This window comes from Pseudomonas sp. Pseusp21 (genome assembly GCF_059492145.1).
Genome location: NZ_CP168520.1, coordinates 976539 through 1003446, shown reverse-complemented (window position 1 = coordinate 1003446; position 26908 = coordinate 976539). Strand labels below are relative to the sequence as shown.

The window sequence follows — 26908 nt, the reverse complement described above, 5'->3', positions numbered from 1 at the left end:
GAACGCCCCGAAAGGGGTTTTGCACGCGACGCTTTCCATCAATAACAAGCCCAAGCGGAGTACCACAGATGGCGTTCTTCACCGCAGCCAGCAAAGCCGACTTCCAGCACCAACTGCAAGCGGCACTGGCGCAGCACATCAGTGAACAGGCACTGCCACAAGTGGCGCTGTTCGCTGAACAATTCTTCGGCATCATTTCCCTGGACGAGCTGACCCAACGTCGCCTCTCCGACCTCGCTGGCTGTACTCTTTCTGCGTGGCGCCTGCTTGAGCGCTTCGATCACGCGCAACCGCAAGTGCGCGTCTACAACCCCGATTACGAACGTCACGGCTGGCAGTCGACCCACACCGCGGTCGAAGTGCTGCACCATGACTTGCCGTTCCTGGTGGACTCGGTGCGTACCGAGCTGAACCGTCGCGGCTACAGCATCCACACCCTGCAGACCACCGTGCTCAGCGTGCGTCGTGGCAGCAAGGGCGAGTTGCTGGAAATCCTGCCAAAAGGCACCACCGGCGAAGGCGTGCTGCACGAGTCGCTGATGTACCTGGAAATCGACCGCTGCGCCAACGCGGCCGAATTGAATGTGCTGTCCAAGGAACTGGAACAGGTCCTGGGTGAAGTCCGCGTCGCGGTCGCCGATTTCGAGCCGATGAAGGCCAAGGTGCAGGAAATCCTCACCAAGCTCGATAACAGCGCATTCCCCGTCGATGCCGACGAGAAGACCGAAATCAAGAGCTTCCTGGAATGGCTGGTGGGCAACCACTTCACCTTCCTCGGCTACGAAGAATTCACTGTTGTCGATCAGGCCGATGGCGGCCACATCGAATACGACCAGAACTCCTTCCTCGGCCTGACCAAGATGCTGCGTACCGGTCTGACCAATGAAGACCGCCACATCGAAGACTATGCCGTGAACTACCTGCGCGAAGCGACACTGCTGTCGTTCGCCAAGGCCGCGCATCCGAGCCGCGTGCACCGTCCGGCCTACCCGGACTACGTGTCGATTCGCGAAATCGATGCCGACGGCAAAGTGATCAAGGAACACCGCTTCATGGGCCTGTACACCTCGTCGGTGTATGGCGAGAGCGTACGTGTGATTCCTTTCATCCGCCGCAAGGTCGAGGAAATCGAGCGCCGTTCCGGCTTCCAGTCCAAGGCTCACCTGGGCAAGGAACTGGCACAGGTGCTGGAAGTGCTGCCGCGTGACGACCTGTTCCAGACTCCGGTCGACGAACTGTTCAGCACCGTGATGTCGATCGTGCAGATCCAGGAACGCAACAAGATCCGCGTGTTCCTGCGCAAAGACCCGTACGGTCGTTTCTGCTACTGCCTGGCCTACGTGCCGCGTGACATCTACTCCACCGAAGTTCGCCAGAAGATCCAGCAAGTGCTGATGGAGCGCCTGAAAGCCTCCGACTGCGAATTCTGGACGTTCTTCTCCGAGTCCGTGCTGGCCCGCGTGCAACTGATCCTGCGCGTCGACCCGAAAAACCGCATCGACATCGACCCGCTGCAACTGGAAAACGAAGTGATCCAGGCCTGCCGCAGCTGGCAGGACGACTACGCCGCCCTGACCGTCGAAACCTTCGGCGAAGCCAACGGCACCAACGTGCTGGCCGACTTCCCGAAAGGCTTCCCGGCCGGCTACCGCGAGCGTTTCGCTGCGCATTCGGCCGTGGTCGACATGCAGCACTTGCTCAATCTGAGCGAGAAGAAGCCGCTGGCCATGAGCTTCTACCAGCCGCTGGCCTCCGGCCCGCGCGAGCTGCACTGCAAGCTGTATCACGCCGATACCCCGCTGGCCCTGTCCGACGTACTGCCGATCCTGGAAAACCTCGGCCTGCGCGTGCTCGGTGAATTCCCGTACCGTCTGCGTCACACCAACGGCCGCGAGTTCTGGATTCACGACTTCGCGTTCACCGCCGCCGAAGGCCTGGACCTGGACATCCAGCAACTCAACGACACCCTGCAGGACGCGTTCGTCCACATCGTCCGTGGCGATGCCGAGAACGATGCGTTCAACCGTCTGGTGCTGACCGCCGGCCTGCCATGGCGCGACGTGGCCCTGCTGCGTGCTTATGCTCGTTACCTGAAGCAGATCCGCCTGGGCTTCGACCTCGGCTACATCGCCAGCACCCTGAACAACCACACCGACATCGCTCGCGAACTGACCCGGTTGTTCAAGACCCGTTTCTACCTGGCCCGCAAGCTCGGCAGCGATGATCTGGACGACAAGCAACAACGTCTGGAACAGGCGATCCTGACCGCGCTGGACGACGTTCAGGTCCTCAACGAAGACCGCATCCTGCGTCGTTACCTGGACCTGATCAAAGCGACCCTGCGCACCAACTTCTACCAGACCGACGCCAACGGCCAGAACAAGTCGTACTTCAGCTTCAAGTTCAACCCGCACTTGATCCCTGAGCTGCCGAAACCGGTGCCGAAGTTCGAAATCTTCGTTTACTCGCCACGCGTCGAAGGCGTGCACCTGCGCTTCGGCAACGTTGCTCGCGGTGGTCTGCGCTGGTCCGACCGTGAAGAAGACTTCCGTACCGAAGTCCTCGGTCTGGTAAAAGCCCAGCAAGTGAAGAACTCGGTCATCGTGCCGGTGGGTGCGAAGGGCGGCTTCCTGCCGCGTCGCCTGCCACTGGGCGGCAGCCGTGACGAGATCGCGGCCGAGGGCATCGCCTGCTACCGCATCTTCATCTCGGGTCTGTTGGACATCACCGACAACCTGAAGGACGGCAAACTGGTACCGCCGGCCAACGTCGTGCGTCATGACGACGATGACCCGTACCTGGTGGTCGCGGCGGACAAGGGCACTGCAACCTTCTCCGACATCGCCAACGGCATCGCCATCGACTACGGCTTCTGGCTGGGTGACGCGTTCGCGTCCGGTGGTTCGGCCGGTTACGACCACAAGAAAATGGGCATCACCGCCAAGGGCGCGTGGGTTGGCGTACAGCGCCACTTCCGCGAGCGCGGCATCAATGTCCAGGAAGACAGCATCACGGTGGTCGGCGTGGGTGACATGGCCGGTGACGTGTTCGGTAACGGCCTGTTGATGTCCGACAAGCTGCAACTGGTTGCCGCGTTCAACCACATGCACATCTTCATCGACCCGAACCCGGATCCGGCCACCAGCTTCGTCGAGCGTCAGCGCATGTTCGACCTGCCGCGTTCGGCCTGGTCCGACTACGACACCAGCATCATGTCCGAAGGCGGCGGCATCTTCTCGCGCAGCGCGAAGAGCATCGCCATCTCGCCACAGATGAAAGAGCGCTTCGACATCCAGGCCGACAAGCTGACCCCGACCGAACTGCTGAATGCCTTGCTCAAGGCACCGGTGGATCTGCTGTGGAACGGCGGTATCGGTACTTACGTCAAAGCCAGCACCGAAAGCCACGCCGATGTCGGCGACAAGGCCAACGATGCGCTGCGCGTGAACGGCAACGAACTGCGCTGCAAAGTGGTGGGCGAGGGCGGTAACCTCGGCATGACCCAACTGGGTCGTGTGGAATTCGGTCTCAATGGTGGCGGTTCCAACACCGACTTCATCGACAACGCCGGTGGCGTGGACTGCTCCGACCACGAAGTGAACATCAAGATCCTGCTGAACGAAGTGGTTCAGGCCGGCGACATGACCGACAAGCAACGCAACCAGTTGCTGGCGAGCATGACCGACGAAGTCGGTGGTCTGGTGCTGGGCAACAACTACAAGCAGACTCAGGCTCTGTCCCTGGCGGCCCGCCGTGCTTACGCGCGCATCGCTGAGTACAAGCGTCTGATGAGCGACCTGGAAGGCCGTGGCAAGCTGGATCGCGCCATCGAGTTCCTGCCGACCGAAGAGCAACTGGCCGAACGCGTTGCTGAAGGCCATGGTCTGACCCGTCCTGAGCTGTCGGTGCTGATCTCGTACAGCAAGATCGACCTCAAGGAGCAGCTGCTGGGCTCCCTGGTGCCGGACGACGATTACCTGACCCGCGACATGGAAACGGCGTTCCCGCCGACCCTGGTCAGCAAGTTCTCCGAAGCCATGCGTCGTCACCGCCTGAAGCGCGAGATCGTCAGCACCCAGATCGCCAACGATCTGGTCAACCACATGGGCATCACCTTCGTTCAGCGACTCAAAGAGTCGACCGGCATGACCCCGGCGAATGTTGCCGGCGCGTATGTGATTGTTCGGGATATCTTCCACCTCCCGCACTGGTTCCGTCAGATCGAAGCGCTGGACTACCAGGTCAGCGCTGACGTGCAACTGGAGCTGATGGACGAGCTGATGCGTCTGGGCCGTCGCGCCACGCGCTGGTTCCTGCGTGCCCGCCGCAACGAGCAGAACGCTGCCCGTGACGTCGCGCATTTCGGTCCGCACCTCAAAGAGCTGGGCCTGAAGCTGGACGAACTGTTGAGCGGCGAAATCCGCGAAAACTGGCAGGCGCGCTATCAGGCATACGTCGCCGCCGGTGTACCGGAACTGCTGGCGCGTATGGTGGCGGGTACTACCCACCTCTACACGCTGCTGCCGATCATCGAAGCCGCCGACGTCACCGGTCAGGATCCAGCCGAAGTGGCCAAGGCGTACTTCGCCGTGGGCAGCGCGCTGGACATCACCTGGTACATTTCGCAGATCAGCGCCTTGCCGGTTGAAAACAACTGGCAGGCCCTGGCCCGTGAAGCGTTCCGCGACGACGTCGACTGGCAGCAACGCGCGATCACCATCGCCGTTCTGCAAGCGGGCGGCGGTAACCTGGACGTGGAAGAGCGTCTGGCGCTGTGGATGGCGCAACACGACGCGATGATCCAGCGCTGGCGCGCCATGCTGGTGGAAATCCGTGCCGCCAGCGGCACCGACTACGCCATGTACGCGGTGGCCAACCGCGAGCTGAACGACGTGGCGCTGAGCGGTCAGGCAGTTGTGCCTGCTGCGGCAACTGCGGAGCTTGAGCTTGCTTGAGTAGCCGTTGAATGAAAAAGCCCCTGCATTGTGAGATGCGGGGGCTTTTTTATGTCTGTTGGATTCGTGTTGTTTGTTCCGGCCCTTTCGTCGGAACGCCGCCCGGAGCTAGCTCGCTCCCACACTTGGAACGCATTTCCCTGTGGGAGCGAGCCTGCTCGCGATAGCGGTATTAGAGTCACTGCAATTTAAGTACTTGTTTACGCTCAAGCATCGACACATTACCTGCCGATCTGGTCAATAAATTACCGAGCGACTGGTCAAACTTCTGCAGCGCCCGAACTTGCACGTTCTGCTGTTCATTAATATCCGCCACGATATCTTCCGAACGCTTGTAATCCGCCCATAACGGACTCAGCGCTCTGGCATCCGTCCCTTTGGCCGTGCCGATATAGTTGAACTTCCCGTCATAAAAATCAGCACTCACATCCGCCTTGACGTCCGAACTGCGTGAAGTAATCAACTGGCTGTGAGTGTCGACGATCGCCACCACATCCGGGTTGGCCGCGCGCAGGCTTTGCATGTCCGGATACACCGTGACCGAACCGAACTGGCGTTGCAGCGAGGCTTTCACCCAATCCACCGCCATGTCCGGTTGCGAGGTGGCGACGTAGGCGTCGTGGATCGGCTGCACCAGCAGGCTCTGGCCGAAACCGGTGCCGGCGTTGGCCTGGTAGTTGCGCAGGTAGTCGCGGTTGGTCTGGGTGCTTGGGCTGTAAATCACACCAAGTGACACGGCCGGGCCGGCCTTCACAGTGGTCATGCTGCTGCGGCCAACCGGGTGAGGCAGCAGGGTGTCGAGTGACGATACCGCTTTGGGCGCGGTGGGGATCGAGCAGGCAGTCAGTGTCAGCAGTGAAATGGTCAAGATGCTGGCGAACACAGGTTTCATGGTGTTTCTCCCGTGAGACAACTTGAGTAGAAAATCCTGGGCAGCCGTGCTGTCGGCCACTGATTCATGTTACCCCGACAAAAATTATATTAAATGGGGATCCAGGTGAAGTTTGGCAGGGCAATAGTCTTGTTTGGCGTGTTCTTGGTTTTCTAATTGCGACGGGAAATAAAAAAAGCTCAAATCCTGATTTGAGCTTTTTACTTATGAATGAACGAGTTTTTCTATTGAATTGTTAATGCTCAGTAATAGGGGCGTTCATCGTTTGATGACTTAAGCCAGAATTCGCATCAATACCGGTTTCAGTTCCGAGTTTACCTTGATGATGGCGCCTACCAGAAGCCGTTCCTGACTGTCGATTGCAATTGCCTCCGAAAGCTGGACGTCATCCAGCGTAAACAACCCCTCCTTGTTAAAGCTCAAATCAGGTTTGCCATTCTGCAGGATTCGGGCAAGTGGAAGGTAGGATGGCGCTGTCCCCGATTCCATCGAATTACCGGTAGCGATAATCCTGCCCTGTTGGTCGATCAAGCTATCGTGCCAAGAGAGACTTCTGCTTTCGTCGTTAGGAGTGAGAACAGGTTTACCTTCATTGAAGTCTTGCGCAATGTCTCCCGAGTGAGTGACGCTCGTAATGTAACCTTTATTGGGGAAACCCATTTTTTGACCGGCAATGAGCAGTGTTCCCGAGTTTGACTTTGCAATGGAAACAATATTGTTTGGGAAGTTTAAGTGCTTGAGCAGCAGATATCCATTGTCTGCAAAGTTACGTACTTGTTCTCCGGCTGCCGTATACATGGCCACTAACCCCACCCATCTGTTGTCGACGTTTGCGTTGCCTGCTACGCCGATCAGGTTGTCGGAAACTTTAATAATTTTGTAAATGTTTGCTGGGTAATCCGGGTGCCTGATATCAATGTAGGGCTTGCCATTGTTGAAATCATTGTCGGGTTGACCAGAGCTTAAAATTTGAATGAGGTAGTTGTTGTGGATGAACAGTATTTTTCCGTCAGGAAATACGATAGGCGCACTTGAAGAGTGTCCACCTTCCGATGATGGTGCGGGCAGGGATGACGTCGCAGGAGAGACGGGGAGCGGGATAACGATCTTCCCACTCTTGCCAAACTCAGTTTTGTAATTTCCGTGGTTGTTGAAGCAGGCAAGGGCGGCCATCGCCTGGCCGTCATTCTGATGTGAGCCATGAAGCAATATGCTTTCATCTTCCAGCAGCCTGATACTTAATCCTGATGATTTTCCTTCGTTGGCAAATTTGTCCAGTACAAATCCATGATTTGCGTAGCTTTCATCGGTGGTGCCATCGGCTGCAATGCGACCCAATACAAAGTTATCAGCAGTGCTGCTGACCAACAGTGTTCGGTCTTTTGAGTCAGTGACCAATCCCTGAATTCTCGATAGCCCGCTATTGGGGCCGGGTATGTGAATGGTCACTTTCCCCCTCTCGCCGAAAGTTTCATCCAGATGTGCGGGAGAGCGGTTGCCGGACATTTTCAGATCCTCATTGATTTGGAACTTCCTGAGGATCATTTAGCTTTTCACTATTGCTGTCTACTGTAAGACTTGACAGTAGACAAGGTCGTTAATTTAAAGGTGGCGCAATGGCTATCTTCGAATTCGCCATCAACCTTATTCCAATGAGTAGCAGCGGAAAGCAAGAAGGGCCCTGTTCAATTGGCCCTTCTGAATTTTCGTGCTGTCTCAGTCGTTTTTCAGCGGAATCAGAACTTTGTCATCAGGCGAGAGCACCATGAACACCAGCAACCTGGCCGGCTTGCTCTTGCTGGCATTTTTCGAGATCAAATGCTCGGAACCGGCCGGCTCGTACCAGTATTGGCCTTTCTTGTAGGTGATCGGTTGTTCACCCTTGACCTGGGAAACGATCTCGCCTTCGAGCACGTACGCCATGGCGGTGCCGTCGTGTTTGTGGGCGATCGAGGACTGGCCGGGTTTGTAATCGACTTCGATCATCATGGCTTTTTTGCCCGGGACGTTTTTCAGCATCTGATCCTGCAGCACCGAGATTTTCTCGGACGGCGAATCGGTGCCGTGGGCCAGTGCCGAAGCGCTGATGGTGAGGGCCAGAGCGGCGAGCGGGGCGGCAAGCAAGCGCAGGATTTTCATGGTGATCACCTGATGAAGTGGGGGAGTCGGTGATCACAGTAGTCCGCGGGCCGGGGTATTCAAACGGCCAATGTTCGGGAAGTTTGGGTGACCAATCTGGGGGATATCAGCGCTTTTGAGTACGCCATCGCGAGCAGGCTCGCTCCCACATTCAACCGTATTCAAATGTGGGAGCGAGCCTGCTCGCGATGGGGTCTTTAAGGTCAAACGATCGGAAAGGAGTTGAAATCCACGCTATTGGCCAGACGACTGTCGATCAGGTCGATGAAGCCCTGAGCTTCCGGGCGATTGAAATGCGCCTGCATCGCCGCTTCCGACTGCCAGCGGGCGCTGACTGTCCAGCGGTGGCTGTCCTCGGGGCAGCGGTCGACCATGTAGGAATCGCAGCCCGGCGTCTGGCGCAGGGTTTCGACGATCTTCTGCAACTGCTTGCCCAGCTCCTCCGATCGGCCGGCTGCAGCCTGCACCTGTACGGTGTTGATCACTTCGTTGGACATTGCTCACACTCCTGAATCAGGCCGGACGAATCCTGCTCATTGAGGGATAACGCTTGTGCAGGATAGGCCTGCCCCCCCGGATCACCAATAACCAATCGGCGGTTAATCGCTTAGGCCAATTTAATCAACGACCTGTTGCAGAATGTCGCGCAGGCGGTCCAGCGCGATGTCGATGTCCAGCGTCTCGATGGCACCGAAACCGAAGTACATCCCGCTTCTGGCCGGCTGCTGATAATAGAAGCCGTCGATGGCATACAGCCCGACTTCGACTTTTTTCGCCAGTTCGATCACCAGCGGCAAATCGATCGGCACCTTGCAGAACACCGCCATGTGAAAACCCGCGCTGGGTGGCACGGCTTCCAGCCACGGCGAAAGGTCCGTGGCCATGCGCGCCAGAATCCGCTCGCGGCGCTGGGCGTAAATGGTGTGGCAGCGGCGGATGTGCTTGAGCAGACAGCCTTCGGCGATGAACTTGGCCAGCGCCCATTGCGGCAGGGTGGAGGCGTGCAGATCGGTGAGCTGCTTGGCGCGGATCACCGCTTCGAGAATCGCCGGCGGCAGGATTGCGTAGCCGAGGCGCAGCTCGGGCAAGAGGGTTTTCGAGAAGGTGCCGACGTAGGCGACGATGCCGCGCTGATCGAGCTTGTGCAGCGAATCGGTCGGGCGGCCCTCGTAGCGGAACTCGCTGTCATAGTCGTCCTCGATGATGATCGCGCCCAACTCATGGGCCCGCTCAAGCAGGGCTTCGCGCCGCGCCTGACTCATCGGCATCCCCAGCGGAAACTGGTGCGACGGCGTTACGTAAATCAGCCGCGTGCCCTCGGGAATCCGCTCGACCTGAATGCCCTCGGCATCCACCGGCACACCGACCACCGTCGCCCCGTGAGTGCCGAACAGCAGCTGCGCCGGCGGGTAGCCGGGATCTTCCATCGCCACCAGACTGCCGGGGCGAATCAACACGCGGGTGATCAGATCCAGCGCCTGCTGCGCGCCGTTGCACACCACGATGTCTTCGTCCTGACAGTTCACGCCACGGGAAAACGCGATGTGCCGAGCAATCGCATTGCGCAGCGCCGGCAGGCCTTCCGGCACGCTGTAAAAACCTTTGGAATTGGCCATCTGCCGCAGCGCGTGAGCGACGCAGCGGCGCCAGTCATCCTGGGGAAACTGGCCCTTGCTGGTGGCGCCGCCGATGAAGTCGTAGCGCAGCGAGCCCTCGAGCGTCGGGTGGCGCAGGAACACCGGCAGATTGCGCCAGCTCTCGATCACTTCGGCGCTCGCCAGGTCACTGTGATTTTGCTTGCGCTCGATGGTCGCCGGGCGCGCGTTGACGTAAGTGCCTTTGCCGATCACGCCGGTGAGGAAATTCTCGTAAGTGAGCTGCGCGTAGGTGTCGGAAATGGTCTTGCGCGAGATCCCCAGTTGCTCGGCGAGCAAACGGCTGGGCGGTAACTGGGTGCCGGCGGCCAGACGCCCGGATTCAATGGCGCCGCGCAGTTGCTGGTACAACTGACCGGCCAGATCCTTGCGGCCATTGATCACGACATGCAGTTCCATACCGACGGGGCGCTCCGGGCGATTGAGTGTGCCGGCCAGATTACTCCCGAATGCGGTACCGGCAGAAGTTGCGTAGTGCAAATCCCTCAAATTGGCATAGGGCCCTGTGGGAGCTGGCTTGCCAGCGATGGCGGTATACCTGCTGACATCTATGTTGAATGTGATTGCCCCATCGCTGGCAAGCCAGCTCCCACAGGAATGTTGTTTTACTTGAATCAGTGGTCTGCCATTTTTTCGTGGAATTGGGGCTGTAACGTTGCCCAACCAGCGCTTACCGTGAAATCACTCTTCTGCTGCCCGAGGCCCGCCCATGTCCCCGCGTCTGGATTACTACAGCGCATCGCCCAAAGCGATGAAAGCGATGATTGGCCTGGAAGCGCTGACCAGCAACCTGAGCATCGAACCGCCGCTGCTGCACCTGATCAAGATCCGCGCCTCGCAACTCAACGGCTGCGCATTCTGCACCGACATGCATTCGGTGGAAGCGCGGCGGGCTGGGGAGACGGATCGACGGCTGTACGCCATCGCGGTCTGGCGCGACAGCGGCTTCTTCAGCCTGCGCGAGCGGGCGGCGCTGGCCTGGACCGAGGCGGTGACGCTGCTGGCGGACAGCCGGGTGCCTGACGATGTTTACCAGCAGGCGCGGGAACAGTTCAACGAGACCGAACTGGTGGACCTGACCATGGCCGTCAGCACCATCAACAGCTGGAATCGCCTGGCGGTGAGCTTCCGCCAGATTCCCAGCGACTGAACTCCAGACCTCGATCGTTCCCACGCTCCCACGCCCCACACAGTGATCGTTCCCATGCTCCGCGTGGGAATGCCTCTGGGGACGCTCCGCGTCCAGTGACGCAGAGCGTCACGGGCTGCATTCCCACGCAGGAGCGTGGGAACGATCAGTTCTGCGGCCGCTGTGATTCTGATCGATTCCCACGCCCCACACAGTGATCGTTCCCATGCTCTGCGTGGGAATGCCTCTGGGGACGCTCCGCGTCCAGTGACGCAGAGCGTCACGGGCTGCATTCCCACGCAGGAGCGTGGGAACGATCAGTTCTGCGGCCGCTGTGATTCTGATCGTTTCCCACGCCCCACACGGTGATCGTTCCCATGCTCCGCGTGGGAATGCCTCTGGGGACGCTCCGCGTCCAGTGACGCAGAGCGTCACGGGCTGCATTCCCACGCGGGAGCGTGGGAACGATCAGTTCTGCGGCCGCTGTGATTCTGATCGATTCCCACGCCCCACACAGTGATCGTTCCCATGCTCTGCGTGGGAATGCCTCTGGGGACGCTCCGCGTCCAGTGACGCAGAGCGTCACGGGCTGCATTCCCACGCAGGAGCGTGGGAACGATCAGTTCTGCGGCCGCTGTGATTCTGATCGATTCCCACGCCCCACACGGTGATCGTTCCCATGCTCTGCGTGGGAATGCCTCTGGGGACGCTCCGCGTCCAGTGACGCAGAGCGTCACGGACTGCATTCCCACGCAGGAGCGTGGGAACGATCAGTTCTGCGGCCGCTGTGATTCTGATCGATTCCCACGCCCCACACGGTGATCGTTCCCATGCTCCGCGTGGGAATGCCTCTGGGGACGCTCCGCGTCCAGTGACGCGGAGCGTCACGGACTGCATTCCCACGCGGGAGCGTGGGAACGATCAGTTCTGCGGCCGCTGTGATTCTGATCGATTCCCACGCCCCACACAGTGATCGTTCCCATGCTCCGCGTGGGAATGCCTCTGGGGACGCTCCGCGTCCAGTGACGCAGAGCGTCACGGGCTGCATTCCCACGCAGGAGCGTGGGAACGATCAGTTCTGCGGCCGCTGTGATTCTGATCGTTCCCCACGCCCCACACGGTGATCGTTCCCATGCTCCGCGTGGGAATGCCTCTGGGGACGCTCCGTGTCCAGTGACGCAGAGCGTCACGGACTGCATTCCCACGCAGGAGCGTGGGAACGATCAGTTCTGCGGTCGCTGTGATTCTGATCGTTCCCCACGCCCCACACGGTGATCGTTCCCATGCTCCGCGTGGGAATGCCTCTGGGGACGCTCCGCGTCCAGTGACGCAGAGCGTCACGGGCTGCATTCCCACGCAGGAGCGTGGGAACGATCAGTTAGTTCGGTGGGCGCTGCGGTTTCACTGACGTGCCAAACGTGTTGCCCATCCGCGTAGCCGTGGCCGCCGGCGTCGCCAGCCCCACCTGATTCGGCGGGCGTTTGTCGATCGGCACATTCATCGCTTCCAGATTCTTCTGCGCAGCCGCCGCGCCGTCGGGGTTGTTGCCCATCTGCTGGCTCAGGCAGTCGTAATTCGGCGCCTTGTAGCCACCCACCGTCACCTCGACACAGCCCAGCGGTTCCTCCGCGTGCGCACCGCCCAACACCGTCAGCAATAACCCGCCGAAGACGACTTTCCAGACTGATTTCATGCCTGCCTCCTGGCCGGCCCGAAGGGGCCGCTCTAGCTCCAGAGTCTAGTGCAACGGCGGCGTCGATCCCGTGATGGTTTTTTTGCAGTGGCCGTCACACCAGATTCATAAACAGCCCTCAGGATGACGGTTTTCAGGGATACATCAGCCGTGCAGCGAGGCCGTGCCAGGGAGGATGTTGTGCGCTCAGCGCTCGTGCGCCAGCTCTGTCTGGGGCTGCTGCTCGGCTTGTTTCTGAGCCGCGCCAGCGCCGACCCGATGCCGGCGACGATGCGCATGACCTTGCACATCCCGGCCCAGGAACTGGCCCGCGCCCTCGAACAGTTCAGCCGCGCCACCGGCATGGCGGTGCTGGTCGACAGCCAGTTGAGTCGCGGTCGCCGCTCGTTGGCGGTGGATGGCGAATTCACCGCCGCCGAAGCGTTGCGCCGGATGCTCGGCGGAAGCGGCTTGATGGCCAAGTACAGCCGCGACGACGCGTTCACCTTGCAGGTTGCGCAAGTCGAGGAAGTACCAATGCCGGCGGAGAAACCGACCCCCGCCAGCGCAGCCGTCAACCGCAGTTACGCCACCGCGGTGCAGGCCGCTATTGAACGCAACCTGTGCCGCTCGCCGCTAACCCGGCCCGGCAGTTTTCGCGCGGTGTTGCAGCTGTGGATCGGCCGCGACGGCGTGGTGCAGCACAACCGGTTGGTCACCTCGACCGGCGATGTTCGGCGCGATGCAGCGCTGGTAGACAGTTTTCACACGCTCAAAATCGACCGGCCCACACCCGGCGCACTGCGCCAGCCAGTCACGTTGCTGTTGTTACCCGAATCGTCAGGAAAGCGCATGGAATGCACACAATGGGAAGGAGTTTCCGGGGGATGAAAGACGCCGGACAAAGTTCGATGGTCCAGTTGTTCCTGACGTCCTACGAGGACTTTCGGGTGCGCCTGCGACGCCGTCTCGGCTCGGAGGACCTGGCCAACGACGTGCTGCACGAAACCTACCTGCGGGTCGACCGCATGGAAGCGCCGCCGAACCTGCTGCGGCCCAACGCCTACCTCTATCGCATGGCCCTGAACATCGCCGCCGACCGCCGCCAGGCTGATGCGCGGCTGCTCACCGGCAGCGAAGTCGAAGAACTGCTGCAAGTCAGCGACGAAGCGCTGGACCCGATGCGCGTGGTCGGCGGCCAAAAGGAAATCCAGTCGCTGCTCAGCGCCCTCTACGAACTGCCAGCGCGGCGGCGCCGGATCTTCATCGCCGCACGGCTGGAAGAAGCGCCGCACCTGGAAATCTCCCAGCGTTTCGGCATTTCCACGCGCATGGTCGAGAAGGAAATCAAGGCTGCCCTCGGACACTGCGCGGCCAAACTGGAAAGAAAAGTGTTTCAGCGGTTCGGTCGCGGGGCCGGAAAACCGTCTAGTGAATGAAGCTCCCGATCAACCCGTCGAGTACCTGCGCGTTTGAACATCTTCCGTCTGACACCTGCCGAGCCCACGCCTGCCGAGCGTCTGCAAAGCGAAGCCCGCGACTGGCTGATCCTGCTGACCTCCGGCCGCGCCACGGTCGCCGACGCCCGAGCGCTGCGCCAGTGGTGCGCGCAAAGCCCCGAACACGCCCGCGCCTTTGAAGAGTGCAAGGCCTTGTGGCATCTGCTGCAACCGGCGGCCGAAGCTACACAGGCGCCACGCCGGTTTGGACGTCGGGCCTTTCTCGGCGGCGCGATTGCCGCATCGGCAGCGTTCCTGCTGGTGCGCGGCACGATACCGGGCGGGTTCTCCGGGCTTGGCGCGGATTACATCACCGAAGTCGGCCAGCAACGCCGGGTCGAACCGGCCGATGGCCTGAGCCTGGAACTGAACACCCAGACCCGTATCAACCAGCGTTCGGTGGATGAGGGCGTGCAGGGCTTTGAACTGGTCAGCGGCGAAGTCGAAGTGCAGACCGCGCGACTGCCGATGGCGATGCAGGCCGGTGGTGGTTGGTTGCGGGCGAGCAGGGCGCGGTTCAACCTGCGCAACCTTGATCAGCAGGTGTGTGTGACGTGCCTCGATGGCGCGGTGGATGTGGAAGTCGAAGGCCGCAGCCTGCGCCTGGAACCGGGCCAGCAATTGACCTATGACGCGCGACAGGTTGGCACGGTGCAAAGCGTCGACACGGCGTCGGTGATGAACTGGCGGCAGCAGGTGCTGGTGTTCAACGGTGCGACGCTGAGCCAGATGATCGACGAGATCAACCGCTACCGCCCAGGCATGTTGCTGCTGCTCAACCGCGAACTCGGCCAACGCCGGGTGCAGGCGCGGTTCTCCCTCGATCAACTGGCCGGCGTAGGCGCATTGATCCGCGATGCCTACGGCGTCAAATGCACCGAACTACCGGGCGGCGTAGTCGTTCTCAGCTGATCACTGCAAGGGCCCCATGACCTGCCGGTACTTCTCCGGCCCTTGCGGTGTCTGCCGGGTCAACCGCACCTCCAACCCCAACGGATCCTCCCGCCGATTCCCGCTCAACTGCCGCCACCCCTTGTCCGCCTCCCAAACCCGCACCTGCAAATCACTCACCTCACCCAACACCGCCACCCCAGCCGTAGGCGCCGGCAACGGATACCGACTACGCGCTGGCGCCACCGCGCGATACAACGTGTCCCCCTTGAGCCACCAGCGCACCCGCTGCAACGCCCCCGGCTGATCCGCCGCGCTCCGAATAATGTCCAGCCGAAACCCCTTGCTGTCACTGCTGCGCACCGTAAGCGCAGGCGGCGCCGTCGCCGGTTCATCCTCGGTGCCGACCTTCTTCGGCTCCGTCAACTCGATCCCGGCGCGCATCTCCACATCCCGCTGCATCTGATTCAACGCCCGCAACAGGCTGTCGCTCTGCTCACCACTGGCCTGCAAATGGCTGTCGGCGCGCGTGACACTGTCCAGCCCCTTCCAGGCAATCAGACTGACCACCGCCATCAACAGAATCGCGACCATCACCTCGATCAGCGTAAAACCTTGTTGTCTGTTCATTGCACGCTGATCCGGCCCGAAGCATCGCGCAGCACACTCAACCGATTGAGCCCGTCAGACAGCGTCAACTGCAGCGGCGGATTGATCCACTCCGCGTTCAGCACCACCTTCTGCTTCGGCTCGACCCGCACCTCCAGCTTCGGACTCTGCCAAGGACGCGGCCGCAACTGCGGGTCCCGATCAAAATGATCAAAACCCTTGCCACTGTCACTGCGCCGACTGAACCGAAACCCCTTGCCATCGCTCAACCACGCAATCGGCCGGCCATCCGCGCGGGCCTCAGCCTGGGCAATCTGCAGCAACTGCGCCACGCGCTCGGCGTCCTTGCGCAACAACTGCAACGGATCGGGCTTGATACTCAGACTGATCGCCGCACTGGCGATTCCAATGATCACCAGCACCACCATCAACTCGATCAGCGTAAAACCCTGCTGCCTGCACCGGTTCATCGAATGCGCACTCCCTTGCGTCCAGCACGTCCCAAAAAACCATCCTGCACGGTCAACATGTAAGGCGTGTGAAATAAAACCGTGAGAATTGCCGCGTAGTCTGGTCACCGGGACTAAAAGGAGATTCAGCCCATGAGATTCACCGCACGCTTTTCGCCCCCCCAACTCATCCAGGCCGCCGCACTGCTGGCCGCCTTGGTCGGCATCGCCACCTGGTCATCCCTGCTCTTGACCACCGCCGAATCCCACACCCCGCCGGCCACGCCGCAACTGCTCGCGGCACGTAGCGACAACCCGGCGTTGCAATGGTTTTCCAATCGAACGGCGCCGGTGGAGATCAAGGTCAGTGGTGTGATGGCGGGGAGTCGCGGGGCGGTGGCGATTTTGAGTTTGAACGATGGGCCGCCGAGGAGTTTTTTGCAGGGGGAACGGGTGAGTCCTGGGGTGAAGTTGGTGGCGGTGGAGGGGGATGGGGTGGTGATTGAGCAGGGTGGGGAGAGGGTGCGGTTGGGGGTGGAGAGGTTGGGGGAGGGGTGGAGATGCCTAGGTTGGTTAGGCCGTGAATTGGGCGGCGGCAGTTATTTTGGCGTTTGAGTCGGGTGATGGGTGCTGAGCCGCTGGGGGGGGGGGGAGTTGATTGCTTTTGGCCAACCGAAGGAAGCGTGGCGCAAATGTCCGATTTCGGCCAATAGCTGCCGGCCACGAAAGGCCGTAATCGACCAGAAGCTGCCTAACCTACGTGACTCGCCCCCTCTCTTTTAAGGTCAATCACCTTTTTTATGTTTATGTACTTCCAGATCAGGATGTTTGGGTTTGTTTTCTTCAGTAACACGACGGCGCTGGTCCTTTTTGCCGGTGGATTCAGCGATCGGTTTGGGACCGGGTTTAATACTCATGTGCTCAACTCCTTCGATTGATAATGTATCTGCAAGTGAAGCCGTAAGCATGGACAGTGAAGCTACGGGGCGACCAACTCGGAAAGCTTGGCCGCGATATCTGCAAACGTATCTTCAGCAGTGCTTAGGCCGCTTCTCGAACCGAGTAGAGGACTGACTTCTCGCAGCGATTCGTATGTTGTGTCGTGAATGATGGGAACCAGCAGATCCCTTGCGAGAAGTGCGGAAAGCTCTTTGTCGGCGATGCCTTCGGCTGCTAGGCGGCGCAGCAATGCAGGGGTGACCAGCACAATTCCTACTCGAGATTTCGCCAATCCTTTATCAATTTCACGCAGTAACGAAGAGCCTAGAAGGACATCTTTCTCGCTGAACCAAACGGAAACACCGAGCGATTCGAGTACATCATGGAGCTCCTTCGCGGATCCTTTCCGGTCGTCCCAGGCGTGACAAAGAAAGACGTCACGTAGATCAGGTACTGTCGCACGCCTCTCGACATTTTCGCGTACCGGCGTGAGGGTTCGTACCTCGGCGGAGGTGTAGGCCACAGAGGATCCGGGTTTCGACCAGCGCGGCTTCGCGCTGCTGGATGAACCGCCGCTACTGCGACCACCCCCGCCATGAGACGGGGAAGAATAGGATGGTGCGTAGGATGAATACGATCGCGATCCGTACCCGCTATATCCGCTGCCACACGCGGGACACGCTGCTCTTGCGCTTGCCGAACGATGACCATGTACCGGTGCTGTACATCTAGACATGTCGTAAACCTTGCGTTTATAGCTGCTCGCCCAAGAGATGATTAAGCAGCGGTTGTACCGAGCCATCAGCTTTTGAAAACACCGCAGCCCATCCTTATTGGCTCGAAATCACCTGCGCTTCAGGCCGTGATTCCAATATGCCGACACAAACGATAGCCCACAGAGCGAATTCCGCTAGCAGGCGTAGCGTGAATGTTCGCTAGCGGCTTCCGTTACAAATGCTGCCATGGTCTAGAGCTATCTATCATAACGGGCAGCTCTCGACCCAGGTTTCAGCTCCCTGACGTTCAACGGCCCAGCCATCGATGCCGTTGTTCAATCGACGGAAGTCGCCTATGGGGCGGATACTGCCTTTCTGCGACAGGCAGCAATCTGCCAATAGCAGTCTTTCAGAAGATACAGAGGAGTTAGGAATGCATATTAATGAAGAGGACTGCTACTATTCTTTCAGACGCCAATATCAATGCGCAGCGGTTGGGAGCTAGAAGATGGACCACTTTAATAATCTACCCATGCGTCATAAAAACCATGTTACGGAAAACAAAGCCGAAGCTGCTTTTCAGAGTTTTCTTTCGTTATCGGATGACTTTATCCTGCAGGCGCAGGATCGAAAGGACTATGGAACCGACTGTCAAATTGAGGTGGTTGATCACGTAAGTGCTACTAATGTTAGGATTCATGTTCAACTTAAAGGTACGGAAGGCAAACTAAACTTAGATGGCTCGGTTAGTGTGGAGATAAAACGCTCCAATCTAAACTATCTGCTCATGCAGCCCCACTCTTTATTCGTCTGCTACCACGTCCCAACTACTACACTACGCTTTTGCTCTGCCGATACGGTGATGAGGCAGTACGAACATAGTGGGAAAAACTGGACGCAGCAGCAAACTCTTACCGTAAACTTTTTAGACGTACTTACTGAATCACACCTGCAATCAATCGCAGGCTTAGCGAAAGCTGGAGCATTGTCACTGCGTGATATGAGAATTGCGCAAACGGTTGCAAGTCCTGAAGATTTGCCCGGGATTATAAAATCTTCTCGCCCTAGCCTGCATGTTCCAGATGATAAAGCTCAAGCAGAAAAAATACTTTCTAACTTGTACGATAGGGGCGAGGACGAAATAATAAGCTCTTCATTTGGCAAGTTTGTGTCGGTTCTATCTATGGATCATGACGCAATGATTTTCTGCTATATGGCGGAGATTAATCTTGGAATGGATAAACGTAATAAGAATTTCGAACGCCTTGAAGATAGCATTTCTTATCTGGCGTCAAAAATTAATGACGGTCGAATTCATGCGGGCAGTATCCACTACTCAATAGGCAATGCGCTATCCGCACTTGGGCGGGATGATGAGGCTGTGAAGCAATATGAAATTGCTCTTCAGCTCATGGTTGCCGATGATAGTATCTCACTATTCGCAGAGTGTTATAAAAACCTCGGCACCAGTTATGAAAAATTAGGCGATGAGGCTAGAGCTGCTATATTTTATCGCGAAGCCCTACACCATAATCCTCAACTACCAGAGGCGCATTTTGCGTTAGGACTCTATAGTCTGCGAAATGGTGAGAACACAGAGGCACTTGAACATTTTGATAACGTTGTTTTCGTCGAAAATGCATTGGGTAAAAGATCCTCTGTTTCAGGCTGGCGTATAAATGCGCTCTTCAATCTCTGTGATGGGCGGGGTGCTTTTCGCGAAATCAATACGCTCCTGAGCGATGCGGGAAATGAATCTTGGATTTGGCCATGGTGTAGTCAACAGGTGGCTAACTTTTGTCGCTGCTCAATTGAAAATGCAAAGCTAAGCATTCCGTTTTGGAGTCGATATTTGAACGCTAATCCCAACTGTTCCAGCGGAGTGCGAGAATTTTTGATGACCAGGTTGTATTTACAGTCGGAAGATCCCGACACGGGTATGACCTATACTGAATTTAAACGCGAGTTTGAGGCCGCTATCTGTCATGTAAGTGGCGAGCCTGTTGCCTATCTATGGGATCGCCTAGGGCATTGGGCTCAGAAAGAAGACAATTGGGAGGAAGCTGAGCGCTGCTATCGTATCGCATACGATCTTGCAGGTGGGCACTACGGCTACTGCCTCGGCACTGCCCTTAATTTTCTTAACCGGTCTGAAGAAAGCTTGCCGATACTTCTGTCTCAAGCTGAAAAAATTCAACCGGACGATATGAGTTGGTATCAAGTGGCAGTCGCCTACGAACAACTAAAAAATTTTAGCGAGTCAATTAGTGCATATCACAGAACTATCGAGTTAAATCCTGACTATGAACTGGCCTGGTTCAATTTGGGCGGAGTACACTGGAATGCCGGAGAGCAGATTGAGGCAGGTCGGGTTTGGAAGATTGCAGCAAGTAAGTTTCCAAATCACAAGTTGGTGGAACTGCTTCGCCGCGAGCTTCCATTTGTTCTAGCTGAATCTCCCTCGCAGCTAACGAGAAACGCAGAGCAATGAGAATGTCGAAATATTGTCAAATCATCACTCCCCTAGCGTTCTAACCTCAGGCGAGCATAATGACAGTGAATGATTATTGCCATGGAAGGAGCTTTACATTTTGATTGATATGCAGCGTATTAATGATTATGCCAAACAGCACGAAACACATAAAGATCAGTTGGTAATTTTGAGGGAGTGCCAGAAAGATGCCTACAGAATTCTAACTTCGATTGACCTTAAGGCGGCGGGAGAATATAAATTTATTTCTAAAGTTGCCTGCTATGTTATGGCGGGAAATATTGATGATATAAATCACGGAATGCTCAAGAGTCTAGAGATCAACTGCTACTCTGCTGTTGAGTCTTTAGCTCGAGTGTCAATTGAAAATTCAATAAATCTAATGTATGTAGTAAAGGATAAGGACTCCTTGAAATCGAGGTCGCTGATCAAATCGTATCTCACGTCTTCTAGTAGGCGGGCAGTTCATTGGTTGAACTACGCAGAAACCTTAGGGGATGCTAAATATCTAGAGCGGGCTAAAATTTTTTCTTCACATATGCAAAATATATCTGGAATATTTAAAGATTTAAATGATAGCGAAGTTTTCCCTCATTGGCCTGACGCTCGCAGTCGATTTAGATCCGTGGGATTAGAAGCTTTTTATCATATCCTGTTTGCGCCAACATCCGATTCCATACATGGGTTTTCCGAAGATATTTTCAATAGCTTATTGATTGACATATCTCCCAATGACTTAGACGTAAAGCAAGCATTGCAAAAAGCTCAGAAAGCTGAAAAATTATCTTTGGCGTACTATTTAACGACCAATGCGGTCCTGTTTTTTTGCCATGCTGCTCATAGAATCTGCTGCCGCTCGGAGCGCGAGCCGGAAGCCGCGGCTCTAGAGCAAGTGGTCCTCAAGCTGAATGGCGTCATTACAGCCCATGAAGATTTAATGGATACCTACTACGAAAGTCGTATTTGATGGTTTTATTTAGAGAAAAGGGGACTGGAAAAGGGGACGAATTTATTTGCACAAAAAAATGGGGACTGATTTATTTCCTGAAAATAAGTCAGTCCCCATTGTTACTATCCGCAACCCCACTGCACCCGCACCCGAGTCCTTCAATCTGCGCCTGCGCCTGCACGAATGAGATGTTAGCTTCCTATCGACGCGTCGACAGCTCTCGGCACCAAATGCGGTGTTACCCGGTTACGAACTATGCGAAATACAAAGCGGGGTCACTGCCGAGGTCCTGCCGATGAACTTCGGCACCGTAGGACGTGGAGTGGATGATTAGAATGGACTTGTAGATATCGCGCAGGCCTTCGATAAGCTCTCTGGATGTACCGTGGGCGGGCTGCCAGTGAGCGGCGGTGATGCTGGCATAAAGGGTGGGCGTCGTCATAAGCCCATAGCGCGAGAACCAGGGTGGTGGGGCTTCTCATCGAGTTTCAAGACAAATCAGAAAATCATTCTATGCTCAACCGAACGACTCGAGGCCATGCAGGGAGCACTTATGGAGCAGCAAATTATCTGGATCATCGCTGTATTAGGTTTTGGTACTTTAGTTGGGGTCTTTTGGAAGATGAAAGGAGGATTCGGACCTCTCAATCTTCGAGTTGTTGGCATTGTCTTGATTGCGATTTTTACCTCATTGCTGGCCTTAGCCAAGTCCAGCGACCTCAGTGCCGCGCTAGGCATATTGGGGGCAATCGCGGGATATTTGTTCGGTGCCAAAGCTGAGCCTGCTAAGCTTGCGCCCCCCCAATCGGGCGATGCTACTATAAATAATAGTGGTTCAATTGGAGACAATACCAAGATTGCACTTGGTGACATAAATGAAACCGTTAACAACATCAAAAGCCAGATCAAGGATCTCAGAAGCTTTTTAGGTGACGAAAAACAGAAACTCAATCACCTTCTCTCCCCAGTACAGGACCTCCGCGAAGCTCAATATGAATACCTAATTAACACAATTTTTGAGCGAAATGCGGATGTAGTCTATGAAGCTATGGCTACAGTTATCAGGGCTTGGACTGATGAAGGCTGGTCACTACTTTCAATGACTGAAAACTACGATAGATCCGATGCATTGATCTTGATGTTCCGTCGTCCCACTGACGATTCTGATAGCGTTGGTACGGTCACCTTGTACAACGGATCAAGAATGGCAAGGGGGTAGGGCGCGTTAGGGCGCCTTAGTGCTGTGATTATTCGAAATTCCATCCGCATCCATGAGTTAGCCAGTTGCGTTGATATGGACCAAAAGGGCGGCTGATCTATTTCTGGAAAATAGATCAGTCCACTTTTTTAGTCTCTTTGTTATTCAGAGGAAGTCCTATGCGCTATAGCCCAAATCTGATTGTAACTGCCGACAATCCACGAACCGGGGAGACGGTATATGCCGAATTTGAGCGAGCCGAGGCCTACGCTTTGGCCCGATTGCTCAGGACTTTGAACCTAGAAGATTGTCGTTCCAAAGCCTTGAGCGACGATGATGCACACCTGATGACGGAAGGACTGGCAAAGCTGCGGAGCTTCTTTGTTGCTGCTGGTGTAGCGCCGTGGTGAGTCATCCACTGAGTGGGGTTGGATCAACAGGAAAAAGGGACGGGACGTAGTGGGGAGGTGCCGCAGTAAGGCCTCGATAAACGCCTGTGTTTAAAAAGACATCTCCAGACACTCTCTCAGGCTACATATCCTTGCGCCGTTGCCTACAGCTACGCCAGAATCCGCCGGCTTGTGCGCTTTGTACCTGGTCTTTATCGTCTACGTGTCGCTGGTAACCCAGCGACCGGGTTTAGCGACCCGACCAGGTATAAGTTCAACGACGCTCCTGTTTGTCGCAGACATTTGCGATGACGATATGGTGGCTGTGCGTGGGAGATCTTCGGGTCTGCCGGGTCTTATACCTCTCGGTTCGCTAACCCGCGTACAGCTGCCACCCTTACTTGTTTAGCGACAGGTGTTGGTGGTTCCACCAGGTATAAAAATGGAGCTTCACCATGATCAAACCAACACCCAACCCGCCAGAAACCGCCTCGGTTTCCCCCTACGAATCCATCGATTCCCGAAAACTCCACGAAGCCGCCGACCGCGCGCTCGACCATTACCTCTGTCCGCCCGGCTCCACGCCACCCCCACGCAGAACCCGCGGGATGTATGCCGTGACGGCGGACAACAAAAACGAAGAACTGCTGATTGATGCCAGTGAAACACTCGCTTCGGCCCAAACCATTGCCCAGAATGTCGCCAGTCTGGTGCCGGCTTCGCAGCGTCGGGCGTTGGTGGGCATTGCGCAGTTGATCATGCTCGGAGAGTTGGCTGTGAATCGGGCGTTGGATAACTTGCAATTGCCGGTGAAGCAGACCTCAGGATCACCTGCTGATTAAGCTGGTGCCAATTCTGGCGCGTTCGCGAGCAAGTCGAATCGTCGCTGCCACAGGAATTCATGTTGATCACAGATATTGTGTAGGGCGCTGAAATCTGTGGAGGCCGGGCAGGCAGAGAGGGCGATGGCACATGCGCTGTTTCTGACGTCTAGCCGTCAGTGGAAAAAGGGGATCGATTCATTTCAATCGATCCCCTTTTTGTTGCTTAACCCGCGTCGCCGTTACTTGGCTCTGAAGGCGCATCCGGACATTCATTGCGCCATCGCGTAACCATCATGTCTTTGAGTTGCTCTCCCATGGTGTCGACACGCAAGCAGGCGCCTTTCTTTGAATAGAACAGGATGCAGCGCGAGCTATCAAAAGAGCAGGTATCGACCTCCAGGAAATCGCGAGCAGCCAGCTCCCGCTCGACACCACTGTATTCATAGCCATCGCGGGTGTGCATCCGGGTTGGTTTCCATCCTTGTTTGATCAGCTTGGATCTGGCCGACACCAAGGGCTCATCGACGGCGATGCCTGCTGGTCCGTGCTTGACGTTTGTCGCTTGCGAGCCGCCGGCAAACGCAAAGCTTGTACCTGTGCAATACATTGCGAAGAGCAGGAGGGTTGGGGTCTTCATTTGATCGTTCCACAAAAAGGAACAGATTTCTGTTCCCTTTGATTTCTGGCTTCAATCCTTTTCAGGGCATTTGAAGTTCCAGGAATAAATCTTCATGTCTTTGACTTCTTCGCCGACAGTTCCTACACCTAAACAATCACCGTTCTTGATGTAGTTGAAGCTGCAGTAACGGACGCCTTCCGTGCAAGACTCGATTTCACTGAAGCCTTTTCTTTGGATGACGCTTTCAACCCCGAACCCACCGGAGTGGGTGGGATTTGGATTCCAGCCATTTTTGATCAAGGCTTTTCGGGCTTTCGAAAATGGCATTCCCTCTTTGATAGGAAGATCTGCTGCGCTGGAAAATAAACTGACGCAACATAAAAGGCTGATGGCTAATATTTTTTGTTTCACTTATCAGTACCGCCAAAGAAAAGGGGACGAGTTTATTTTCACTGGAGGGTTTCTGATAGAGTCCGCACTCGTTCAATCCGCTGACAGGGAGTCAGGCACATGGCAAAGCCTGCCGCACGCATCACTGATCCAACCTCCTGCCCGATGCCCGGGCATGGCCCAAAGGCTATCGCCTCAGGATCCCCCGACGTGTTCTTCGACGGCCTTGCTGCCGCCCGTAAAGGAGATACCTGTACCTGTGGGAGTGCACTGGTTTCGGGTGTTTCCGCTACGGTGTTCATCAATGGCAAAAACGCTGCGCTGATCGATACCACAGGTTCGCACGGCGACGTTGTGATTGGTGGTTCGGGGACAGTCATCATCGGGGATTCGCATACTCCGGCACCTTTCATTCCTCCTTTACCTCTCACCATTCAGAAACGATTCGGGCAGTCGTTCAGTGTTACCGACAGTGAAACGGGTAAGCCATTGGCGTTTCGTGACTATGTTGCGACGGTAAATGGCGTCGAGACCAAAGGCGTCACCGATGCTGATGGCATCGCACACATCAAAACGCCGACGCCCAATGCCCAAATCTCACTTCACATCACGTTCAATGCCCCAGCTCGAACGCTTCATGAATTTTCGGAGAAACAGTAATGGCCGCCAGTTTTGCGACACAGGCAACTGCTCAGGAGATTAAGCCAGGCGAGTTCATGTGCCCTATACCGGTGGCTGTGAATGATCGAGCGGCTACTCGTGAGGCGATTATCAAACGGGTTCGGGATTTGAAAGTCACGTTTATCGAGCGCTCGTCCTGGAAAGCGTTGGATGGCAAGAAGGACATGGTCAAGGATTGGGACTACACCATGATCGCTTTGCACCACGCGGGCCGCAGCCATAGCTGCACTCCCGGTGCGGAGCAGATGCAGGAAATCCAGAAAGGACACCTGAGCCAGAAGTACGATGATATTGGCTACCACTACGGCATCGATTGCACTGGGCAGGTTTTTGAAGGTCGTGACATTCGGCTTCAGGGTTCAAGTGTTCTGAAATACAACACAGGGCTGATTGGCATCGTCCTGCTTGAAAATCTGACGACCCCGGAGGAGGGTGGCGATTGGGTCGCCAAAGGTCGGGTGGCTTTGGATAGCATCGGTTACAGCACCACAAACGTTATTCCCCAAGAGCAAATCGTTTCGCTGATGCACCTGATCGACGCATTGAAAAGCGTGTTTTTTATCAAGAATTTTGGTGGCCACAGGGAGTATCCAGGGCAAGGCTCTGAAGGGAAAATTTGCCCCGGCAACATTGGAATGGAGCTGGTCAGAAATATCAGAGCTAAAACCCAACTGCTTCCACCGCCGGCGCCACAGCAATGAAAAAGCTTTTAATCGCAGCAGTCCTCGCCGTAGTAACTGTGCTCTATGTCGGCTACTACGAAGCCCTTGAGGACGGGGACATCGAGACCATTGTCTTCATCAAGAAGCACCCGACGTTTCAGATGAAGTTCTACAACATCCACGCGAACGATGGAGAGATCAGGAAAGTAGGGCGCCTGACAGCAGAGGAGCGAGGGTGGATTATTGATTACTGTAGGTATCGTTTGGGAATCGATACGGACCTGAAAACCCAGGATGACGTCGAGATGTGTCGGAAAAAATAGAACTGCTCATTTGGCCGAGGTCGTCAGTCACACCTGACAACCTCGGTCATTTTCTTTTCGTCTATTGAGCTCAGCACTCAGACGCTTACGCCTTCACTTCAACATGATCCAACGCCTGATTCACCGCCAACTCACTCAACATCACCAACTGCGCAATCCCGATCGCGGTTTTGCGGTGAGCCGGCTCCAGAGTGGCCGCAAAGTTGTTGAGCATTTCGCTGGCCGATCCCAGTGATTCGCTGGCATTGGCCAGGAGGGATTCAGTGTTGTATGCCGGGTTGGCCAGGTACATCGGATCGTGTTTGTGGTGGCTACCCATGATCCGTTGTTGTGGGGTGAGGTAGTGGTCGAGGGCGCGTTCGGCGGCTTCGTTCAGGGTTCGGGAGTCGGGGAATTTGTAGGGGGAGACCGGATCGGTTTCTGGTGGGTTTGGTGTTGGTTTGAACATAGATGTAGCTCCATATGGGACTTAAGGAGCCATCACTCTCGCTACCAAACGAGTGGTGGTGGCCATACGAAGGTTGGTAGACCGGCCCATATGGAAAATCCGGCGCGCCCGAGGGCGCCCTGCGCATGGCCACCATAAGACCGATGCCGAAAGAGCATCTGCGCTAGGTGACGTTATGCGTCATATGGGAGGTCGGGCTACCAAACCCGATCACTGTTTTTCAGTGACCCGGAAACGATAAGACCCGCACCCCAGACGCACAAGCCGGCGGATTCTGGCGTAGTCGTAGGCAATGACGCAAGGCGTTGTAGCCTTGAGGAAGTAACGCTGAGTGTCTTTAAACGGCACTGAAAAAATCGGTTAAACAGGCTATCGGCACAGCGTCCGTT

General features: G+C 56.4%; 27 protein-coding genes. 14 read left to right on the top strand and 13 right to left on the bottom strand.

The features are described 5' to 3' along the window. Nucleotides 1-68: 68 nt before the first annotated feature. Entirely contained in the window at nt 69-4955 is a 4887-nt protein-coding gene (locus tag ACEN93_RS04295; RefSeq protein WP_490841958.1) for an NAD-glutamate dehydrogenase, read from the top strand. A gap of 178 nt (nt 4956-5133) precedes the next feature. Here ACEN93_RS04295 and ACEN93_RS04290 read toward each other — a convergent pair whose 3' ends face one another. From ACEN93_RS04290 to pdxR, 5 genes are all read right to left on the bottom strand, one after another. After that, the gene (locus ACEN93_RS04290; protein ID WP_039773280.1) at nt 5134-5847 is read right to left on the bottom strand and encodes a hypothetical protein; all 714 of its coding nucleotides are present in this window, start codon (nt 5845-5847) and stop codon (nt 5134-5136) included. A 273-nt stretch (nt 5848-6120) separates the two neighbouring features. Further along, nucleotides 6121-7353, bottom strand: coding sequence for a hypothetical protein (locus ACEN93_RS04285; RefSeq protein ID WP_134333943.1), 1233 nt, complete (start codon nt 7351-7353; stop codon nt 6121-6123). 210 nt (nt 7354-7563) lie between these two features. Then, a complete protein-coding gene (locus tag ACEN93_RS04280; RefSeq protein ID WP_103387187.1) occupies nt 7564-7986 on the bottom strand; it encodes a cupin domain-containing protein in 423 nt (140 codons plus the stop codon). Nucleotides 7987-8189: 203 nt separating this feature from the next. Then, on the bottom strand, nt 8190-8483 hold the full coding sequence (locus ACEN93_RS04275; protein ID WP_039773274.1) for a putative quinol monooxygenase: 294 nt from the start codon (nt 8481-8483) through the stop codon (nt 8190-8192). A 120-nt stretch (nt 8484-8603) separates the two neighbouring features. Then, nucleotides 8604-10040 carry a MocR-like pyridoxine biosynthesis transcription factor PdxR gene (gene pdxR, locus ACEN93_RS04270; protein WP_495611111.1) on the bottom strand — a complete coding sequence of 479 codons (1437 nt, stop codon included), beginning with the start codon at nt 10038-10040 and terminating at the stop codon, nt 8604-8606. Between the two features lie 310 nt (nt 10041-10350). Here pdxR and ACEN93_RS04265 point away from each other — a divergent pair, with 310 nt between their 5' ends. After that, complete coding sequence (locus ACEN93_RS04265; protein ID WP_039773270.1) at nt 10351-10791, top strand: carboxymuconolactone decarboxylase family protein; 441 nt, start codon at nt 10351-10353, stop codon at nt 10789-10791. A gap of 1357 nt (nt 10792-12148) precedes the next feature. On the opposite strand, the gene ACEN93_RS04260 is transcribed toward ACEN93_RS04265, so the two are convergent. Continuing rightward, nucleotides 12149-12463 (bottom strand): hypothetical protein, encoded by a 315-nt coding sequence (locus tag ACEN93_RS04260; protein WP_039773268.1) that lies wholly within the window; start codon nt 12461-12463, stop codon nt 12149-12151. A gap of 123 nt (nt 12464-12586) precedes the next feature. Here ACEN93_RS04260 and ACEN93_RS04255 point away from each other — a divergent pair, with 123 nt between their 5' ends. Genes ACEN93_RS04255 through ACEN93_RS04245 form a run of 3 tightly spaced genes read left to right on the top strand, consistent with a single transcriptional unit; the run spans nt 12587 to nt 14853 of the window. After that, on the top strand, nt 12587-13333 hold the full coding sequence (locus tag ACEN93_RS04255; RefSeq protein WP_495611110.1) for an STN domain-containing protein: 747 nt from the start codon (nt 12587-12589) through the stop codon (nt 13331-13333). Beyond that, nucleotides 13330-13881 carry an RNA polymerase sigma factor gene (locus tag ACEN93_RS04250; RefSeq protein ID WP_011334580.1) on the top strand — a complete coding sequence of 184 codons (552 nt, stop codon included), beginning with the start codon at nt 13330-13332 and terminating at the stop codon, nt 13879-13881. Before ACEN93_RS04255 ends, ACEN93_RS04250 begins: the two co-directional genes overlap by 4 nt. Nucleotides 13882-13914: 33 nt before the next feature. Continuing rightward, nucleotides 13915-14853 (top strand): FecR family protein, encoded by a 939-nt coding sequence (locus ACEN93_RS04245; RefSeq protein WP_495611109.1) that lies wholly within the window; start codon nt 13915-13917, stop codon nt 14851-14853. On the opposite strand, the gene ACEN93_RS04240 is transcribed toward ACEN93_RS04245, so the two are convergent. Next, nucleotides 14854-15462, bottom strand: coding sequence for a type II secretion system protein GspJ (locus ACEN93_RS04240; protein ID WP_039773261.1), 609 nt, complete (start codon nt 15460-15462; stop codon nt 14854-14856). Beyond that, nucleotides 15459-15911 (bottom strand): type II secretion system minor pseudopilin GspH, encoded by a 453-nt coding sequence (gene gspH, locus ACEN93_RS04235; RefSeq protein WP_011334577.1) that lies wholly within the window; start codon nt 15909-15911, stop codon nt 15459-15461. The genes ACEN93_RS04240 and gspH overlap by 4 nt, the downstream gene beginning before the upstream one ends. A gap of 132 nt (nt 15912-16043) precedes the next feature. Between gspH and ACEN93_RS04230 the strand changes: the two genes are divergently transcribed. Next, entirely contained in the window at nt 16044-16505 is a 462-nt protein-coding gene (locus ACEN93_RS04230; protein ID WP_495611108.1) for a type II secretion system protein N, read from the top strand. Between the two features lie 170 nt (nt 16506-16675). On the opposite strand, the gene ACEN93_RS04225 is transcribed toward ACEN93_RS04230, so the two are convergent. Together ACEN93_RS04225 and ACEN93_RS04220 are read right to left on the bottom strand one after the other, a co-directional pair. Next, nucleotides 16676-16807 (bottom strand): hypothetical protein, encoded by a 132-nt coding sequence (locus tag ACEN93_RS04225; RefSeq protein ID WP_017337405.1) that lies wholly within the window; start codon nt 16805-16807, stop codon nt 16676-16678. A 62-nt stretch (nt 16808-16869) separates the two neighbouring features. Continuing rightward, the gene (locus ACEN93_RS04220; RefSeq protein ID WP_235972406.1) at nt 16870-17352 is read right to left on the bottom strand and encodes a toll/interleukin-1 receptor domain-containing protein; all 483 of its coding nucleotides are present in this window, start codon (nt 17350-17352) and stop codon (nt 16870-16872) included. A gap of 701 nt (nt 17353-18053) precedes the next feature. On the opposite strand from ACEN93_RS04220, the gene ACEN93_RS04215 reads away from it, so the two are divergent. The 5 genes from ACEN93_RS04215 to ACEN93_RS04195 all read left to right on the top strand — a co-directional run bounded on the left by ACEN93_RS04215 (nt 18054) and on the right by ACEN93_RS04195 (nt 23414). Then, on the top strand, nt 18054-20036 hold the full coding sequence (locus ACEN93_RS04215) for a tetratricopeptide repeat protein (protein ID WP_495611107.1): 1983 nt from the start codon (nt 18054-18056) through the stop codon (nt 20034-20036). Between the two features lie 109 nt (nt 20037-20145). Then, nucleotides 20146-21003 carry a DUF5677 domain-containing protein gene (locus tag ACEN93_RS04210; RefSeq protein ID WP_495611542.1) on the top strand — a complete coding sequence of 286 codons (858 nt, stop codon included), beginning with the start codon at nt 20146-20148 and terminating at the stop codon, nt 21001-21003. A 535-nt stretch (nt 21004-21538) separates the two neighbouring features. Then, nucleotides 21539-22204 (top strand): hypothetical protein, encoded by a 666-nt coding sequence (locus ACEN93_RS04205; protein WP_495611106.1) that lies wholly within the window; start codon nt 21539-21541, stop codon nt 22202-22204. A 158-nt stretch (nt 22205-22362) separates the two neighbouring features. Beyond that, nucleotides 22363-22593 carry a DUF7706 family protein gene (locus tag ACEN93_RS04200; protein ID WP_495611105.1) on the top strand — a complete coding sequence of 77 codons (231 nt, stop codon included), beginning with the start codon at nt 22363-22365 and terminating at the stop codon, nt 22591-22593. A gap of 434 nt (nt 22594-23027) precedes the next feature. Then, the gene (locus ACEN93_RS04195; protein ID WP_495611104.1) at nt 23028-23414 is read left to right on the top strand and encodes a DUF6124 family protein; all 387 of its coding nucleotides are present in this window, start codon (nt 23028-23030) and stop codon (nt 23412-23414) included. Between the two features lie 205 nt (nt 23415-23619). On the opposite strand, the gene ACEN93_RS04190 is transcribed toward ACEN93_RS04195, so the two are convergent. Together ACEN93_RS04190 and ACEN93_RS04185 are read right to left on the bottom strand one after the other, a co-directional pair. Beyond that, the gene (locus ACEN93_RS04190; RefSeq protein ID WP_495611103.1) at nt 23620-24033 is read right to left on the bottom strand and encodes a hypothetical protein; all 414 of its coding nucleotides are present in this window, start codon (nt 24031-24033) and stop codon (nt 23620-23622) included. Nucleotides 24034-24084: 51 nt separating this feature from the next. Next, nucleotides 24085-24426 carry a hypothetical protein gene (locus tag ACEN93_RS04185; protein ID WP_495611102.1) on the bottom strand — a complete coding sequence of 114 codons (342 nt, stop codon included), beginning with the start codon at nt 24424-24426 and terminating at the stop codon, nt 24085-24087. A gap of 99 nt (nt 24427-24525) precedes the next feature. On the opposite strand from ACEN93_RS04185, the gene ACEN93_RS04180 reads away from it, so the two are divergent. The 3 genes from ACEN93_RS04180 to ACEN93_RS04170 are packed head-to-tail and all read left to right on the top strand — an operon-like array spanning nt 24526 to nt 26071. After that, nucleotides 24526-25065, top strand: coding sequence for a PAAR domain-containing protein (locus ACEN93_RS04180; protein WP_285414173.1), 540 nt, complete (start codon nt 24526-24528; stop codon nt 25063-25065). Further along, nucleotides 25065-25787, top strand: a complete 723-nt coding sequence (locus ACEN93_RS04175; RefSeq protein ID WP_495611101.1) for a peptidoglycan recognition protein family protein — start codon at nt 25065-25067, stop codon at nt 25785-25787. Before ACEN93_RS04180 ends, ACEN93_RS04175 begins: the two co-directional genes overlap by 1 nt. Then, nucleotides 25784-26071 carry a hypothetical protein gene (locus ACEN93_RS04170; protein ID WP_495611100.1) on the top strand — a complete coding sequence of 96 codons (288 nt, stop codon included), beginning with the start codon at nt 25784-25786 and terminating at the stop codon, nt 26069-26071. Before ACEN93_RS04175 ends, ACEN93_RS04170 begins: the two co-directional genes overlap by 4 nt. Nucleotides 26072-26156: 85 nt before the next feature. Here the strand turns inward: ACEN93_RS04170 and ACEN93_RS04165 are convergent, their stop codons facing one another. After that, a complete protein-coding gene (locus tag ACEN93_RS04165) occupies nt 26157-26519 on the bottom strand; it encodes a DUF6124 family protein (RefSeq protein ID WP_007959368.1) in 363 nt (120 codons plus the stop codon). Nucleotides 26520-26908 lie beyond the last annotated feature (389 nt).

Bases quoted from the DNA above. Each gene is read 5' to 3' on its own strand.
- ACEN93_RS04295 (WP_490841958.1), top strand. From the start codon at position 69: ATGGCGTTCTTCACCGCAGCCAGCAAAGCCGACTTCCAGCACCAACTG.
- ACEN93_RS04290 (WP_039773280.1), bottom strand. From the start codon at position 5,847: ATGAAACCTGTGTTCGCCAGCATCTTGACCATTTCACTGCTGACACTG.
- ACEN93_RS04285 (WP_134333943.1), bottom strand. From the start codon at position 7,353: ATGTCCGGCAACCGCTCTCCCGCACATCTGGATGAAACTTTCGGCGAG.
- ACEN93_RS04280 (WP_103387187.1), bottom strand. From the start codon at position 7,986: ATGAAAATCCTGCGCTTGCTTGCCGCCCCGCTCGCCGCTCTGGCCCTC.
- ACEN93_RS04275 (WP_039773274.1), bottom strand. From the start codon at position 8,483: ATGTCCAACGAAGTGATCAACACCGTACAGGTGCAGGCTGCAGCCGGC.
- pdxR (WP_495611111.1), bottom strand. From the start codon at position 10,040: ATGGAACTGCATGTCGTGATCAATGGCCGCAAGGATCTGGCCGGTCAG.
- ACEN93_RS04265 (WP_039773270.1), top strand. From the start codon at position 10,351: ATGTCCCCGCGTCTGGATTACTACAGCGCATCGCCCAAAGCGATGAAA.
- ACEN93_RS04260 (WP_039773268.1), bottom strand. From the start codon at position 12,463: ATGAAATCAGTCTGGAAAGTCGTCTTCGGCGGGTTATTGCTGACGGTG.
- ACEN93_RS04255 (WP_495611110.1), top strand. From the start codon at position 12,587: ATGACGGTTTTCAGGGATACATCAGCCGTGCAGCGAGGCCGTGCCAGG.
- ACEN93_RS04250 (WP_011334580.1), top strand. From the start codon at position 13,330: ATGAAAGACGCCGGACAAAGTTCGATGGTCCAGTTGTTCCTGACGTCC.
- ACEN93_RS04240 (WP_039773261.1), bottom strand. From the start codon at position 15,462: ATGAACAGACAACAAGGTTTTACGCTGATCGAGGTGATGGTCGCGATT.
- gspH (WP_011334577.1), bottom strand. From the start codon at position 15,911: ATGAACCGGTGCAGGCAGCAGGGTTTTACGCTGATCGAGTTGATGGTG.
- ACEN93_RS04230 (WP_495611108.1), top strand. From the start codon at position 16,044: ATGAGATTCACCGCACGCTTTTCGCCCCCCCAACTCATCCAGGCCGCC.
- ACEN93_RS04225 (WP_017337405.1), bottom strand. From the start codon at position 16,807: ATGAGTATTAAACCCGGTCCCAAACCGATCGCTGAATCCACCGGCAAA.
- ACEN93_RS04215 (WP_495611107.1), top strand. From the start codon at position 18,054: ATGGACCACTTTAATAATCTACCCATGCGTCATAAAAACCATGTTACG.
- ACEN93_RS04210 (WP_495611542.1), top strand. From the start codon at position 20,146: ATGCAGCGTATTAATGATTATGCCAAACAGCACGAAACACATAAAGAT.
- ACEN93_RS04205 (WP_495611106.1), top strand. From the start codon at position 21,539: ATGGAGCAGCAAATTATCTGGATCATCGCTGTATTAGGTTTTGGTACT.
- ACEN93_RS04200 (WP_495611105.1), top strand. From the start codon at position 22,363: ATGCGCTATAGCCCAAATCTGATTGTAACTGCCGACAATCCACGAACC.
- ACEN93_RS04195 (WP_495611104.1), top strand. From the start codon at position 23,028: ATGATCAAACCAACACCCAACCCGCCAGAAACCGCCTCGGTTTCCCCC.
- ACEN93_RS04190 (WP_495611103.1), bottom strand. From the start codon at position 24,033: ATGAAGACCCCAACCCTCCTGCTCTTCGCAATGTATTGCACAGGTACA.
- ACEN93_RS04180 (WP_285414173.1), top strand. From the start codon at position 24,526: ATGGCAAAGCCTGCCGCACGCATCACTGATCCAACCTCCTGCCCGATG.
- ACEN93_RS04175 (WP_495611101.1), top strand. From the start codon at position 25,065: ATGGCCGCCAGTTTTGCGACACAGGCAACTGCTCAGGAGATTAAGCCA.
- ACEN93_RS04170 (WP_495611100.1), top strand. From the start codon at position 25,784: ATGAAAAAGCTTTTAATCGCAGCAGTCCTCGCCGTAGTAACTGTGCTC.
- ACEN93_RS04165 (WP_007959368.1), bottom strand. From the start codon at position 26,519: ATGTTCAAACCAACACCAAACCCACCAGAAACCGATCCGGTCTCCCCC.